Source organism: Methylobacterium sp. 1973 (assembly GCF_040545035.1).
Taxonomy (GTDB): Bacteria; Pseudomonadota; Alphaproteobacteria; order Rhizobiales; family Beijerinckiaceae; genus Methylobacterium; species Methylobacterium fujisawaense.
The window spans coordinates 187226-201854 of the sequence record NZ_JBEPLA010000011.1 but is presented as its reverse complement, the minus strand read 5'-3'; the positions used below and the strand labels follow the sequence as shown (position 1 = coordinate 201854).

The window sequence follows — 14629 nt, the reverse complement described above, 5'->3', positions numbered from 1 at the left end:
GATCTGGCGCGGGACCACGAGGTCCTGCTGACGATCGAGGAGGGCTCGCGGGGCGGGTTCGGCGCGATGGTGCTGCACCTGCTGTCGGAGACGGGCGCGCTGGACGCGGGCGGGGTCCGGGTGCGGACGCTGACGCTGCCGGACACCTACCAGGACCACGACAGCCCCGAGAAGATGTACGCCGAGGCCGGCCTCGACGCCAAAGCCATCGTCAAGGCGGTCCTCGATGCCCTGCCCGAGCGGAAGGACGGCCGGTCGCGCCTGCGCCTCGCCTGAGTGGAGGGCCCTTCGGCCCCTTGGATGACCGGGCGGGCCGCCTGTCGGGAAGGCCCGCCCAGGGATCTTGCTCCCTCGGCGCCGCCAATCCCGGCGGCGCCAGATCCCCGGAGTGACGATCCTCGTCCCCCGGATCGCCGTCTTCCGCGATGACGGGCGCGCCAGCCGATCGGTAAGTGTCGCGGCCCCGGCCGTCTTGCCGGCGCGCGCGATCCTCCGCATATCGCCGACACGGGGTGAGGGCGCGCCGCGCCTTCCGAACCCTGCCGGTAAGCCTGTCGCATCGCGCCGACATGGGGACGAACGAGCGGATGACCTCCGAAAAGCTGCGCCTCGGCGTCAACATCGATCACGTCGCGACCGTCCGCAACGCCCGCGGCGGCGATTACCCGGACCCGGTGCGGGCGGCGCTGCTCGCCGTCGAGGCGGGCGCCGACGGCATCACCGCGCATCTGCGCGAGGACCGGCGCCATATCCGCGACACCGACATCGCCGCGCTGAAGCGCGGACTGTCCGTGCCGCTCAATTTCGAGATGGCGGCCACCGACGAGATGGTGGCGATCGCGCTGGCCACGCGGCCCCATGCCGCCTGCCTCGTCCCGGAGAAGCGCGAGGAGCGCACCACCGAGGGCGGGCTCGACATCGTCGGCGGCCGGGAGCACCTCGCGCCGCGCATCCGGACCCTCGCGGAAGCCGGTATCCGCGTCTCGCTGTTCGTCGAGCCGGAGCCCGCGGTGATGAACGCCGCCCATGCCCTGGGGGCGCCGGTGGTCGAGTTGCACACGGGCAGCTACTGCGAGGCCGCCCTTGAGGACGATGAGGGCCGCACGGCCCACGAACTCGCCCGCCTCCGGCGCGCAGCCGAGCACGGGGCCGGCCTCGGCTTGGAGATCCATGCGGGTCACGGGCTGACCCTCGGCAGCGTCGGGCCGGTGGCGGCGCTGCCGCAGATCCGGGAGCTCAATATCGGCCATTCGCTGATCGCCGACGCGATCTTCGTGGGGCTCGACCAAGCGGTGCGCGACATGCGGGCCGCCATGGATCGGGCCCGGCTCGCATGATCGTCGGGATTGGCTCGGATCTCTGCGACATCCGTCGGATCGCCCGGACCCTGGAGCGGCACGGCGCGCGCTTCACCCACCGGGTCTTCACCGAGGGCGAGCGGGCCCGCTGCGACCGGCGGGCCGCCCGTGCCGAGGGCTACGCCCGCCGTTTCGCCGCCAAGGAGGCCTGCGCCAAGGCACTGGGGACGGGTTTCAGCGCCGGCGTGTTCTGGCGTGACATGGAGGTGGTGAACCTGCCCTCCGGACAGCCGACCCTCCGGCTGGCGGGCGGTGCGGCCGCGCGGCTCGCGGAACTTCTGCCGGCCGGACACGCGGCGCGCCTGCATGTGAGCCTCACGGACGATCCACCGATGGCACAAGCCTTCGTGATCATTGAAGCTCTGCCGGTCTCTGTCGCCGGTTGAGGCGGCCATCGCGGATTAGCCGGCCCCGGTCGCGCGTTGCGGGGGGCTCGCGCATGGTCTAGACCGCCGCTCACAGCGGACACGATTGCGGCGCATTCCTCGGGCCAACCGCACATCAGCAAGCCGCGCGCGGCGGGGCTGCGCCCCGCTGGCGGCAGGTGACGAACCTCAACCAAAGACGGAACGCGCGCGTGGATTACGACGGCAAGCCGCTCAGGAAACCCGCCGAGACCGGCACCTGGGCCAGCATCCGCGAGACGCTGAAGGTCGGCATCCAGGCGCTGCTGATCGCCCTGGTGGTGCGGACGCTGCTGTTCCAGCCGTTCAACATCCCCTCAGGGTCGCTGGTGCCGACCCTGCTGATCGGCGATTACCTGTTCGTATCGAAATATTCCTACGGATACTCCAAGTATTCGCTGCCGCTGTCGGAATACATTCCGATTCAGGCCGAGGGCCGGATCTGGGGCGCCGATCCGAAGCGCGGCGACATCGCTGTGTTCAAGCTGCCCAAGGACAATTCGACCGACTACATCAAGCGCGTGATCGGCCTGCCGGGCGACAAGATCCAGATGATCGACGGCGTGCTCAACATCAACGGCAAGGCGGTGAAGCGCGAGCGGATCGCCGATTACGAGACGACCGATCCCTACGGGCAGCCCACCAAGGTGCCGCAATATATGGAGACCCTGCCCAATGGCGTGGTCCACCGGGTGATCGAGCGCGACGGCGATAATGGTTTCTGGGACAAGACCGAGCTGTACACGGTCCCGCCCGGTCACTTTTTCATGATGGGCGACAACCGCGACAACTCCACCGATTCGCGCGACCTCGCCAATGTCGGCTACGTGCCCTTCGCCAATCTGGTCGGGCGCGCCGAGATGATCTTCTTCTCGATCGACGAGGGGACCCCGGCGTGGCAGGTCTGGAACTGGCCGGCCCACGTGCGCTGGTCGCGCCTGTTCACGACGATCCATTGACCGGTCCGGACTTGGACGACGCCGCGCAGCCCCGGGCCAACGCCCGATCCCGTCGGGCCCACAAGCCGCGGCCGCCCCTGAGCGCGCTCGAGGAGCGGATCGGGCACAGCTTCGCCGATCAGGACCTGCTCACCCGTGCCCTGACCCATACCAGCAAGTCCAGCGGTCGGGGCGGCAGCTACCAGCGCCTGGAATTCCTCGGCGACCGGGTGCTCGGGCTCGCGGTCGCCGATCGCCTTTACGGCGCCTTTCCGGAGGCCGACGAGGGCGATCTCTCCCGGCGGCTCGCCGCCCTGGTCCGGCGTGAGACCTGCGCGGTTGTGGCCGCGTCCTGGGAGGTCGGACCGCACCTGATCCTCGGCCAGGGCGAGGTGATGGGTGGCGGCCGGCGCAATCAGACGATCCTCGCCGACGTCTGCGAGGCGATCCTGGGGGCGATCTACCTCGACGCCGGCTTCGACGCCGCCCGGGCGGTGGTCGAGGCGCATTTCCGCCCGGGCGAGCCGACGGCTGCGGCACGGGGCCGTGACGCCAAATCGGCCTTGCAAGAATGGGCCATGGGCCGCAGCCTGCCGATCCCCACCTATGCGGTGGTCGAACGCACGGGTCCCGACCACGCGCCCCGGTTCCGCATCGCCGTCCAGGTCGAGGGCCTCGAGCCCGGCCTCGGCGACGGCACCTCGAAGCGGATCGCCGAGCAGGCCGCCGCCCGGGCGCTGATGGAGCGAGAGGGAATCGGAGCCTCCGCGGATGCGGGGCCGACGGAGACAGCATGAACACGCACGAACCGGACGATCACGACGCGCAGGACGGCCCCGGCGCCATGCCGGGCCAGGAGCCCGCGCGCGATCCGTCCATGCTCCCGGGCACGCCCGCCGACGCCCGGGCCGGGTTCGTCGCGCTGATCGGCGTGCCGAATGCCGGCAAGTCGACCCTGCTCAACAACCTCGTCGGCACCAAGGTCTCGATCGTCTCCCGGAAGGTGCAGACGACCCGTGCGCTGGTGCGGGGCATCCTCATCGAGGGCTCGGCCCAGGTCGTGCTCGTCGACACCCCCGGCATCTTCGCGCCCAAGCGCCGCCTCGACCGGGCGATGGTGCATTCGGCCTGGAGCGGCGCCGCCGATGCCGACGCGGTCTGCCTGCTGGTCGATGCGCGCAAGGGCGTCGATGCGGAGGTGGAGGCCGTGCTCGGGCGGCTCGGTGAGGTGAAGCGCGAGAAGCTGCTGATCCTCAATAAGATCGACCTGATCCCGCGCGAGCGCCTGCTCGACCTCGCCGCCAAGCTCAACGCCGCGGCGCCCTTCGCCGAGACCTTCATGATCTCGGCGCTGAACGGCGACGGCGTGGACGATCTGCGCCGCGCCCTCGCGGCCCGGATGCCGCCGGGCCCCTGGCTCTATCCGGAGGATCAGGTCTCGGACGCGCCGCTGCGCATGCTCGCCGCCGAGATCACCCGCGAGAAGATCTACGACCGGCTTCACGAGGAACTGCCCTATCGCTCGACGGTGGAAACCGACCAGTGGCAGATCCGGCCCGACGGGTCGGTTCGGATCGAGCAGACGATCTTCGTCGAGCGGGAGAGCCAGCGCTCCATCGTGCTCGGCAAGGGCGGCCAGACCATCCGGTCGATCGGGCAGGCGGCCCGCGTCGAGATCGCCGAGGCGGCCGACGCCAAGGTCCACCTGTTCCTGCACGTGAAGGTGCGGGAGAACTGGGCCGACGATCCGGCCCGCTACCGCGAGATGGGCCTCGAATTCCCGCGCGGCTGACGACGGGGCCGCGCCCGGGAGGCTGGGCTTCCCGGCCGGTTCCGGTATAAACGCGGTGTTCCCCCGGATGAACCGAGTCGGGCGCGGGCTTGCCCCGCTCCGCCGCGGATTCGCGTTCCGGCGTTGGCTCTCCAGATCCCGAACCGTTCATGCGCCATGCCGTCTACGGCCTGCCGCCGGCCGACCTCGCTGAGGTTCCCGGCGACGCCGTCCAGCTTTCCCCCATGATCCCCGGCGCCGCACGGCTTGAGGATCTGTCCGAGAACAGCCTCGACGCGGCCACGGTGCTCGCGCCGCCCGGAACGGTCGAGCGGCGCTACGTGCTGGCCCAGGTGCTGCGCGCCCTCGGGCCGGGCGGGCGCATGGTCGCCCTGGCCCCGAAGGACCGGGGCGGCACCCGTCTCGCCAAGGAGCTGACGACCTTCGGCTGCGCCGCCGCCGACCAGCCGCGCCGGCATCACCGGATCTGCACGGCGGAGCGCCCGACAGAGCCGGCCGGACTCGCCGAGGCGATCGACGAGGGCGGTCCGCGCCATGTCGACAACCTCGCCCTGTGCACGCAGCCCGGAATCTTCTCGTGGGACCGGCTGGATGCCGGCACGGCGCTGCTCCTGGCGAATCTGCCGGCCTTCAAGGGCCGCGGCGCCGATTTCGGCTGCGGCCTCGGGATCCTGTCCCGGGCAGTGCTGGGCTCGGACGCGGTCACCGCCCTGACGCTGGTGGAGATCGACCGCCGGGCCGTCGAGATGGCCCGGCGCAACGTCGCCGACCCGCGGGCCACGATCCACTGGGCGGATGTCCGGACGCCCGGCGTGGTGCCGGACCAGCTCGACTTCATCGTCACCAATCCGCCGTTTCACGAGGCCGGAACCGAGGACCCGTCCCTCGGCCGCGCATTCATCGCCCGGGCATCCGAGGTTCTGCGGCCGGGCGGCACGCTCTGGCTCGTGGCCAACGCGCATCTGCCTTACGAGGCGCCCCTGCGCGCGGCGTTCCGGAGCGTCTCCGTCGCCGTGCAGGCGAACGGCTTCCGCGTCTACGAGGCGCGCCGGTGAGCGCAGCCAAGTCCGTCCGGCTCGACAAGCTCCTCGCCAATCTCGGCTATGGCTCGCGCCGCGAGATCCAGACCCTCGCCCGCGCCGGCGCGATCCGCCTCGATGGCGCGGATCTGGACGATGCCGGCGACCGGATCGCCCTCGCTCCGGATCTGCCGGACCGGCTGACGATCGACGGCGCGCCCGTCGATCCGCTGCCCGGCCTGTGTCTGATGCTGCACAAGCCGCTCGGCGTGACCTGCTCGCACAAGGAGGCCGGTCCGCTGGTCTACGGGCTTCTGCCGGAGCGCTGGCGCCGCCGTGACCCGCCGCTCTCGACCGTCGGGCGGCTCGACAAGGAGACCTCGGGCCTCCTGCTGCTGACCGACGATGGCGCTCTGCTGCACCGGATCATCAGCCCGAAGGCGCAGGTGGCCAAGCGCTACCGCGTCACCCTCGACCGGCCGCTGACCGGCGGGGAGGCGGCGGTCTTCGCCGCCGGCACGCTGATGCTCGAGGGTGAGGACCGCCCGCTGCTGCCGGTGCACCTCGACGTCGCCGATGCCACGCATTGCGCGGTGACGCTGACGGAGGGCCGCTACCATCAGGTCCGCCGGATGTTCGCCGCCATCGGCAACCACGTCACGGCCCTGCACCGGGATCGGGTCGGCGGCCTCGACCTGCCGGCGGATCTGGCGGCGGGGGATTACCGGGTGATGACCGCCGGGGACGTGGCGGCGGTGTTTGCGGCTGCGTGAGCCGTCCCGTGTTCGAGGGCGACCAGCGCGGCGACCGGGCAAGATTGACGCAAGACTGACGATTGCGCCGACGACGGCCGGGGCCTGGATGCCGATCGCGCGGGCCCCGTTCCGCGCCTTGCCTTCGCACCCGGCCTCTGCTAAGCGCCGGCCCATCCCACACGCGGAGCCGGCCTCATGCCTGAATGAGGCGTTTCCGGTGGTCGTCCGAGATCTCGGCCGGCCGCATCCCTCCGCGGCGGATATAACCGGAGAGTACACAGACATGGCCGTCGATTTCTCTATGCGTCAGCTCCTCGAGGCGGGGGCGCATTTCGGTCACCAGGCGCACCGCTGGAACCCGAAGATGCAGCCCTACATCTTCGGAACGCGCAACAACATCCACATCATCGATCTGGCCCAGACCGTGCCGGCGATGCACCAGGCGCTGCAGGCGGTGAGCGACACCGTCGCCAAGGGCGGCCGCGTGCTGTTCGTCGGCACCAAGCGCCAGGCGGCCGACACGATCGCCGAGGCGGCCAAGCGCTCGGCCCAGTACTATGTCAACTCCCGCTGGCTGGGCGGCATGCTCACCAACTGGAAGACGATCTCGGGTTCGATCTCGCGCCTGCGCAAGGTCACCGAGACGCTGGAGACCGGCGGCCCGGGCCTGACCAAGAAGGAGCGCCTGATGCTCTCCCGTGAGAAGGAGAAGCTCGAGAAGGCGCTCGGCGGCATCAAGGACATGGGCGGCGTCCCCGACCTGCTGTTCGTGATCGACACCAACAAGGAGCAGCTGGCGATCAAGGAGGCGAACCGCCTCGGCATCCCGGTGGCCGCCATCGTCGACACAAACTGCAACCCGGACGGCATCAGCTACATCGTCCCGGCCAACGACGATGCGGGCCGCGCCATCGCGCTCTACTGCGACCTGATCGCCAAGGCCGCCATCGACGGCATCTCGCGCGCCCAGGGCTCGTCGGGCATGGATCTCGGCGCCTCCGAAGAGCCGATGGCCGAGGAGCTGCCCGCCAACGACGACGCAGCCGTCACGGTCGAGTCCGACGCCCTCGACCCGGCCGACGTGGCGATGCTCGCCGAGTCGACCGAGCATTTCGAGCTGCTCGCCGCCCCGCGCGGCGCGCCGGACGATCTGACCAAGCTCAACGGCGCCGGCCCGCAGATCGTCCAGAAGCTGAACGACGCCGGCATCTACCACTACTGGCAGCTCGCCGCGATGACCCCCGAGGACGTTGCCAAGGTCGATGCCGACCTGAAGCTCAACGGCCGCATCGACCGCGATTCGTGGGTCTCGCAGGCCCGTGGCTTCGTCGAGGCCGCCGCCGCAGCCTGATCCATCGGGACTCCGCGGCGGCACCGTCATCGGGCCGTCGCGGTTCCAGGCATACCGGGCCCGGCCGCTCACCCGCGCGCCGGGCCTCTCGCATCCAGACCACACGAAAGGGACCGCCATGGCCAACATCACCGCCGCGATGGTGAAGGAGCTCCGGGAGAAGACCGGCGCCGGCATGATGGACTGCAAGGGCGCGCTCAACGAGACGCAGGGCGACATCGAGGCCGCCGTCGACTGGCTGCGCAAGAAGGGTCTCGCCAAGGCCGCCAAGAAGGCCGGCCGCGTCGCCGCCGAGGGCCTCGTGGCCGTCGAGTCCGCCGGCCACCACGCCGCCGTGGTCGAGGTGAACTCCGAGACCGACTTCGTCGCCCGCAACGACGCCTTCCAGGCCTTCGTCCGCGAGGCCGCCAAGATCGCGCTCAACACCGACGGCACGCTGGAGGGTCTGCAGGCCGCCCATTTCCCGGGCGCCTCCGAGACCGTCTCCGAGAAGCTGCAGAACCTGATCGCCACGATCGGCGAGAACATGAACCTGCGGCGCGTGGCCAAGCTCGAGGTCAAGAAGGGCGTGATCGCCTCCTACGTGCACAACCAGATCTCCGAGGGGCTCGGCAAGATCGGCGTGCTCGTGGCTCTCGAGTCCGAGGGCGACGTCGAGGCGCTCTCGGCCCTCGGCCGCCAGATCGCCATGCATGTCGCGGCGACCAACCCGGTGGCGCTCGACGCCTCGGGCGTCGACACCGCCACGGTGGAGCGCGAGTCGAACATCCTGCGCGAGAAGAACGCCGGCAAGCCGGACCACGTCCTCGCCAAGATCATCGAGAGCGGCCTGAAGAGCTACTACAAGGAGGTCACCCTCTTGGAGCAGCCCTTCGTGCACGACGGCTCGAAGACGGTGAGCCAGGTTCTCAAGGAGGCCGGCTCGAAGGTCGGCGGTCCGGTCACCCTGACGGGCTTCGTGCGCTACGCCCTCGGCGAGGGCATCGAGAAGGAAGAGGGGCCGGACTTCGCCACCGAGGTCGCCCAGCAGGCCGGCCGCGCCTGATCATCGTCCGCGATCGCCCGGCGCGCCGGGCCGCAGAGAGACGAGCCCCGTCCGGCGCGAGCCGGGCGGGGCTTCGCATTTTCGGGCGCGCCAAAGCGTTCCACGCCGGACCGTGTTGCGGCGCACACGCCGTTTCGCGGCGCTGCGCTATGTCGTGCCCATGCCTTTGAAACCCTTCTCCTACCTGATGATCGGCGTGTTCGCCTCAGGTCTCGTCATGACCGTTCTCGGCGCCGTCGGCGTCCTGACCGGCAGCTGAAAACCGGGCGCCGGCCTGATCCACGATCAGGCCGGCGCCTCGCCCGTTGACGGATGGTCCTCCCGGGATTGGGCCATCTCTCCCGTATGATTCGACCGATGTGCCCCGCCGGATCGGCCCGAACCCCTCGACGGAACTCCCGCGCCTGACGTAGAAGCCTCCCGGTTTGCGCGACGCGGGATGGAGCCGGGAAACCCGATGCCGGATACGACGCCGTTTCGCCGGATATTGCTGAAGCTATCGGGCGAGGCCCTTGCAGCCCCTGACGGGTACTGGTTGCATCCGCCGACCCTGGCGGGGCTCGCCGAGGACATCGCCCGTACCATCGAGGCCGGCGCCGAGATCGCCATCGTGGTCGGCGGCGGCAACATGATCCGCGGAGCGCGGATCTCGGCGGCCGGCTGGATCGACCGGGCCACCGGGGATTCGCTGGGGATGATGGCCACCGTCATGAATTCCCTGGCTATCGAGACCGCCCTGAACGCCGCGGGCGTCCAGGCCCGCACCATGTCGGCGGTGTCGATGCCGACCATCTGCGAGACCTACGCCCGCCAGCCGGCCTTGCACCACCTCGACAAGGGGCAGGTGGTCGTCCTCGCGGGCGGCACCGGGAACCCGTTCTTCACCACCGACACCGCCGCCGTCCTGCGCGCCGCCGAATTGCGCTGCGACGCGGTTCTGAAGGCGACGCAGGTCGACGGCGTTTACACGGCCGATCCCAAGAAGGATCCGAGCGCGACCCGCTACGACCGCATCACCCATGACGAGGCCATCGCCCGCGATCTCAAGGTGATGGACACGGCGGCCTTCGCGCTGGCCCGGGAGAGCCGGCTGTCGATCCTCGTCGGATCGCTCCATCCGCCGAGCTCGATTGCCGGCATCCTGTCGGGCGAGGCCCCCTCGACCCTCGTGGCTCCCTGACGACGCGGCTGTGATGCCGCCGCGACCGTTTGCGGCCCTGAAAAAATTCGTCCATTGAGGCCGCGATTGCCCGCGCCGGGCTCAAGATACCGTCAGACGTCTCGGGACGACCACCATGGCCACACCGGAATTCGATCTCAACGACCTCAAGCGCCGGATGCAGGGCGCCGTGTCCTCGCTCTCGAAGGATCTCGGCTCGCTGCGCACCGGGCGCGCCACGCCGTCGCTCCTGGATCCGATCCAGGTGGATGCCTACGGATCGATGATGCCGATGGCGCAGGTCGCCACCGTCAGCGTGCCGGAGCCCCGGCTCCTGTCGATCTCGGTCTGGGACCGCAGCATGGTCACCGCCGTCGAGAAGGCGATCCGCGAATCCGATCTCGGACTCAACCCACAGACCGAGGGGCAGACCATCCGGCTCCGCATCCCCGAGATGAACGAGCAGCGCCGCAAGGAGATGGTCAAGGTCGCCCACAAGTACACCGAGGAGGCCCGCGTCGCCGTGCGCCACGTCCGCCGGGACGGCCTCGATCATCTGAAGAAACTCCTGAAGGACAGCGCCATCTCGGAGGACGACGAGAAGCGCCAGGCCGCCGACGTGCAGAAGGCGACCGACCAGTTCATCGCCGAGATCGACGGCGTGCTGGCCTCCAAGGAGAAGGAAATCATGCAGGTCTGAGGCGAAGGGACGGGACGCGCGTGACCGCCGCCGCCGCACCGGCCGCGCGTCCCTCGGGACGGCGCGAGCTGTGGCTGCGCGTCGCCTCGGGCCTCGTGCTCGGGGCCGGCGTGCTGGCCGCACTCGTCTATGGGGGCTGGCCCTTCGCGGGGATCTGGCTCGCCGCCGGCATCATCGGATTCGGCGAGGGGATGGTGATGAGCCGCACCGAGCCCCGCGAGGTTCTGATCGCACTGGGCGCTGCGACGCTGGGCGCCCTGCTGCTCTGCCAGCGCGGCGGTGCCCCGACACCGGCCTGCATCGCTGTCCTTGTACTCGGCGCCGCCGCCTGCGCCACGGTGGCGCGGACGCCTGGGGGCCGGTTCCGCGCGTTCGCCGGTGTGCTCGGCGCGGCGGCGATCGCGGCGGTGCCCGTGGCCCTGCGCGACGATCCCGCCATCGGTCTCGTCGGTCCGGCCTGGATGTTTGCGGTGGTCTGGTCCACCGACATCGCTGCCTATTTCGCCGGCCGGAAGATCGGCGGCCCGAAGCTGATGCCCCGGGTCTCGCCCAACAAGACGTGGTCGGGGGCCCTCGGCGGCCTTGTCGGCGCGGTCGCGGCCGGGACGCTGGTCCCGGTGGTCGCCGACCTTGCCGGGATGCCTCTGCCCAGCGCCGCCTCTCTGCCGGTTGTGGCAGGCGTCAGCGCGCTCGCCTCCGTCCTGAGTCAGGCGGGGGACCTGATCGAATCCGGTCTCAAGCGCCATTACGGCGTGAAGGATTCCGGAAAGATCATCCCGGGCCATGGCGGCGTCATGGACCGGCTCGACGGATTCTTCGCGGTCGCCGTGCTGGCGGCCCTCTATCTCGCCCTTCGCGGGGGCGGTCTGATCGCGTGACGATGAGGGAGTTGAACCCGTGACCCAGGTCGTCACCGTCTTCGGCGCCACCGGCTCGATCGGCCGTTCCACCGCCGACCTCCTCGCCCAGCATGCCGACCGGTTCCGGGCCGGCGCCCTGGTGGGGGGCAAGGATCCCGTCGCCCTGGCCAAGGTCGCGCGGGAGCTGAATGCGTCCTTCGCGGCACTGGCCGATGAATCCGCCGGCCCGGCCCTCGCCGAGGCCCTGTCGGGCTCCGGCATCCCGAGCGGGGCGGGGGAGGCGGCCGTCATGGAGGCGGCCGCCCGCGACGCCGACATCGTCGTGGCGGCGGTGAGCGGGGCGGCAGGGCTGAAATCGACCCACGCCGCCCTTCGGCTGGGCCGCAAGGTCGCGCTCGCCAACAAGGAGAGCCTCGTCTGCGCCGGCGACGCCTTCATGCGCGACGCCGCGCGCTACGGCGCCACGATCCTGCCGATGGATTCCGAGCACGACGCCCTGAGCCAGGCGCTGGCCGGCCGGCCGCTCGCCGACGTCCGCACCATGATGATCACGGCCTCGGGCGGCCCGTTCCGGACCTGGACCCACGAGCGCATCGCCGCCGCCTCCGCGGCCGAAGCGGCCGCTCATCCGACCTGGTCGATGGGCATGAAGATCAACATCGATTCGGCGAGCCTGATGAACAAGGGCCTCGAACTGATCGAGGCGCACCATCTGTTCGGGATCGAGCCCGAGCGCCTGGACGTCGTGGTGCATCCGCAATCGGTGATCCACGGCCTGGTCTACTGGCTCGACGGGGCGGTGACCGCCGAGCTGGCGCTGCCCGACATGCGCGTGCCGATCTCGCACTGCCTCGGGCTCGGGGACCGGCTCGCCATCGAGCGCGGTCGGCCCCTCGACCTCGTGACGCTGGGCTCGCTCACCTTCGAGGAGGCGGACGAGGCGCGTTTCCCCTGCCTGCGGATCGCCCGGGCGGCGCTGGCCGCCGGCGGCGCGGCGCCGACCGTGATGAACGCGGCCAACGAGATCGCGGTGGCGGCCTTCATTGCCGGCCGGATCGGCTTCTACGGGATCAGCGATCTGGTCGAGCGCGCCTGCACGCACTTCGCCGGCTCATACCGCACCGCGCCGGCCGACGTGGACGAGGCGCTCGCCATCGACGCCCACGTCCGGATCTGGAGCGCCGAGGCCCTGCCGGAGCTGCGCGCCGCCGGCTGAACCTTCGCCTCAGCGCGCCGGGCCGTAGCCGGCCAGGAACACCCGCACCGCCTCGTCGATCTGATGGCGCATCTCGGCCTCGCCGGCGATGCCGCCTGCCGCGAACAGCAGGCGCGTCAGCAGACCGGCCTGGCAGAGGTGCAGGAAGTGTCGGGCCGCGAGTTCGGTGTCGGCGATGGTCAGGCGTCCCGCCTGGACCTGCGCGTCGAGATAGCGGGAGAGGCGGTCGACGCCGCAGGCCGGACCGGCCTGATAATAGACCTGCCCGAAGCGGGGAAACTTCTCGCTCGCACCGATCACCATGCGGACCAGCGAGACATGCTCCGGCCGGCACATCTCGGTCAGGAAGCTCACCCCCAGCCGCGTGAGCACGCCCGGCACGTCGGGATCATCCGCATCAAGCGTGAACAGGGCTTCGGCGAGGCTGGCCTTCTCCTGCGTCGTCAGCGCCTCGAACAGCCCCTCCTTGCTCTCGAAATAGACGTAGAGCGTGCCCTTCGAGACGCCGGCCGCGCGGGCAATCTCGCCCATGCTGGCACCGTCGAACCCCGCCGACAGGAACACAATCCGCGCACCCTCGAGGATCTGCTGCCGCTTGTCGCCCTCGTGCTGGGCCTGACCTCGCTCCAGAACCGCACCCTGAGCCATCGTCCCGCTCCGCGCCCGTGGCGCCGCCACGCTTGACCGAACCGTTCGGTCAACATAATCTGCGGCTTCTGCGGAGGCACGTCAAGCCGTGCCTCGTTATTGACCGAACCGTTCGGTCATTGAGGTCGAGGCGCTGATATGTCCCTTCGCGAGGACGCGGATCGGCTCAATTCCAGTCTTGAGGCCGGAATCGAGGCCAGAGACGAGGAGCGCGCGGAGCACCCTGCGCAGGCCTCAGTCACGGCACCTCTGCCGAAGCCCGTGCCGGACGAGGCGGTCCCGGCGCGCAAGCGTCCCGTCAGGCGGCTCCTCCTGCTCGGCCTCCTGACGGCCGCCCTTGGCGGCGGAGCCTATGAAGGGTGGCAGTGGTGGACCGTCGGGCGGTTCTTCGTCTCCACCGACGATGCCTACGTCCAGGCCGACATCTCCGTCCTCGCGGCCAAGATCCCGGGCTACCTCCAGTCGGTCCCGGTGGTGAACGGCCTCGCGGTGAAGAAGGGCGACGTCATCGCCCAACTCGACGACGGCGACTATCGCCTCGCGCTCCAGGCCGCGCAGGACAAGCTCGCCACGCAGGAGAGCACCATCGCGCGGATCGCCCGGCAAGCCGAGGCGGCCCAGGCGCAGGTCGCCCAAGCCGCCGCGCAGCTCGACGCGAGCCGCGCCGACGCCGTTCGCGCCCAGGCCGATTTCACCCGGTCGATGCAGATGCAGGCGGATTACGTCGCCAAGTCGCGCATCGACCAGACGCGCGCCGACCGCGACCGCACCGAGGCCTCCGTCAAGGCCATGGAGGCCGGCCTCGTCGCGGCCCGCGCCAATGTCGACGTCCTCCACGCGCAGAAGCGCGAGGCGGAGAGCCTCGCGGCGGAACTCCGCACCGCCGTCGACCGGGCCCGCCGCGACCTCGACTTCACGGTGATCCGCGCGCCCTTCGACGGGGTCGTCGGCAACAAGGCCGTGGAGGCCGGCGCCTATGTCGGGCCCGGCACGCGGATCGCCGCGCTCGTCCCGCTCCAGAGCGTCCGGATCGACGCGAACTTCAAGGAGACCCAGGTCGAGCGCATGCGTCCCGGCCAGCCCGTGACCGTCACGGTCGACGCCTATCCGGACCGCGAGATCCACGCCGTGGTGGAATCGTTCTCGCCGGCCTCCGGCTCGGTGTTCAGCCTGCTGCCGCCCGACAACGCCACGGGCAACTTCACCAAGATCGTTCAGCGCCTGCCCGTCCGGGTGAGGGTGCCCGAGGAGGTCGCCCGCGAGGGCCTGCTGCGGCCGGGCCTGTCGGCGGTGGTGCGGGTCGATACCCGCATCGGCGCGGACCGCTCCGTCCTCGACCGCGCTTCCGCGCCGCGGCCGGTCAACACCGCGAGCCGCTGAGACC

The 14629-nt window shown here is 70.5% G+C and carries 16 protein-coding genes; 15 read left to right on the top strand and 1 reads right to left on the bottom strand.

The window, feature by feature from the left end:
• The 14 genes from ABIC70_RS20955 to dxr all read left to right on the top strand — a co-directional run.
• On the top strand, nt 1-276 hold a 276-nt coding region (locus ABIC70_RS20955; protein ID WP_354440954.1), incomplete at its 5' end, for a transketolase C-terminal domain-containing protein.
• Between the two features lie 311 nt (nt 277-587).
• The gene (locus ABIC70_RS20950) at nt 588-1337 is read left to right on the top strand and encodes a pyridoxine 5'-phosphate synthase (protein WP_354440952.1); all 750 of its coding nucleotides are present in this window, start codon (nt 588-590) and stop codon (nt 1335-1337) included.
• Nucleotides 1334-1744 carry a holo-ACP synthase gene (acpS, locus tag ABIC70_RS20945; RefSeq protein WP_043758808.1) on the top strand — a complete coding sequence of 137 codons (411 nt, stop codon included), beginning with the start codon at nt 1334-1336 and terminating at the stop codon, nt 1742-1744. Before ABIC70_RS20950 ends, acpS begins: the two co-directional genes overlap by 4 nt.
• A 191-nt stretch (nt 1745-1935) precedes the next feature.
• Nucleotides 1936-2721 (top strand): signal peptidase I, encoded by a 786-nt coding sequence (gene lepB, locus ABIC70_RS20940; protein ID WP_100793996.1) that lies wholly within the window; start codon nt 1936-1938, stop codon nt 2719-2721.
• Nucleotides 2718-3497: a ribonuclease III gene (rnc, locus tag ABIC70_RS20935; protein WP_081948668.1), complete on the top strand. Its 780-nt coding sequence runs from the start codon at nt 2718-2720 to the stop codon at nt 3495-3497. The genes lepB and rnc overlap by 4 nt, the downstream gene beginning before the upstream one ends.
• Nucleotides 3494-4492, top strand: a complete 999-nt coding sequence (era, locus tag ABIC70_RS20930) for a GTPase Era (RefSeq protein WP_043351189.1) — start codon at nt 3494-3496, stop codon at nt 4490-4492. The genes rnc and era overlap by 4 nt, the downstream gene beginning before the upstream one ends.
• Nucleotides 4493-4641: 149 nt before the next feature.
• A complete protein-coding gene (locus ABIC70_RS20925) occupies nt 4642-5547 on the top strand; it encodes a class I SAM-dependent methyltransferase (protein ID WP_043351191.1) in 906 nt (301 codons plus the stop codon).
• Nucleotides 5544-6284 (top strand): pseudouridine synthase, encoded by a 741-nt coding sequence (locus ABIC70_RS20920; protein WP_043351196.1) that lies wholly within the window; start codon nt 5544-5546, stop codon nt 6282-6284. Before ABIC70_RS20925 ends, ABIC70_RS20920 begins: the two co-directional genes overlap by 4 nt.
• 265 nt (nt 6285-6549) lie before the next feature.
• Complete coding sequence (locus ABIC70_RS20915; protein ID WP_012320390.1) at nt 6550-7617, top strand: 30S ribosomal protein S2; 1068 nt, start codon at nt 6550-6552, stop codon at nt 7615-7617.
• 118 nt (nt 7618-7735) lie between these two features.
• Nucleotides 7736-8662: a translation elongation factor Ts gene (gene tsf, locus ABIC70_RS20910; RefSeq protein WP_354440949.1), complete on the top strand. Its 927-nt coding sequence runs from the start codon at nt 7736-7738 to the stop codon at nt 8660-8662.
• A 457-nt stretch (nt 8663-9119) separates the two neighbouring features.
• Entirely contained in the window at nt 9120-9842 is a 723-nt protein-coding gene (gene pyrH / locus ABIC70_RS20905) for a UMP kinase (protein ID WP_043351203.1), read from the top strand.
• Nucleotides 9843-9957: 115 nt separating this feature from the next.
• On the top strand, nt 9958-10521 hold the full coding sequence (gene frr, locus ABIC70_RS20900) for a ribosome recycling factor (protein ID WP_043351205.1): 564 nt from the start codon (nt 9958-9960) through the stop codon (nt 10519-10521).
• Between the two features lie 20 nt (nt 10522-10541).
• Nucleotides 10542-11399: a phosphatidate cytidylyltransferase gene (locus tag ABIC70_RS20895; RefSeq protein ID WP_354440946.1), complete on the top strand. Its 858-nt coding sequence runs from the start codon at nt 10542-10544 to the stop codon at nt 11397-11399.
• Nucleotides 11400-11418: 19 nt separating this feature from the next.
• Entirely contained in the window at nt 11419-12597 is a 1179-nt protein-coding gene (gene dxr, locus ABIC70_RS20890; RefSeq protein WP_354440944.1) for a 1-deoxy-D-xylulose-5-phosphate reductoisomerase, read from the top strand.
• A gap of 9 nt (nt 12598-12606) precedes the next feature.
• On the opposite strand, the gene ABIC70_RS20885 is transcribed toward dxr, so the two are convergent.
• Nucleotides 12607-13245: a TetR/AcrR family transcriptional regulator gene (locus tag ABIC70_RS20885; protein WP_278305863.1), complete on the bottom strand. Its 639-nt coding sequence runs from the start codon at nt 13243-13245 to the stop codon at nt 12607-12609.
• Between the two features lie 138 nt (nt 13246-13383).
• Between ABIC70_RS20885 and ABIC70_RS20880 the strand changes: the two genes are divergently transcribed.
• Nucleotides 13384-14625 (top strand): HlyD family secretion protein, encoded by a 1242-nt coding sequence (locus ABIC70_RS20880; RefSeq protein WP_354440942.1) that lies wholly within the window; start codon nt 13384-13386, stop codon nt 14623-14625.
• The last annotated feature ends 4 nt before the right edge of the window (nt 14626-14629 follow it).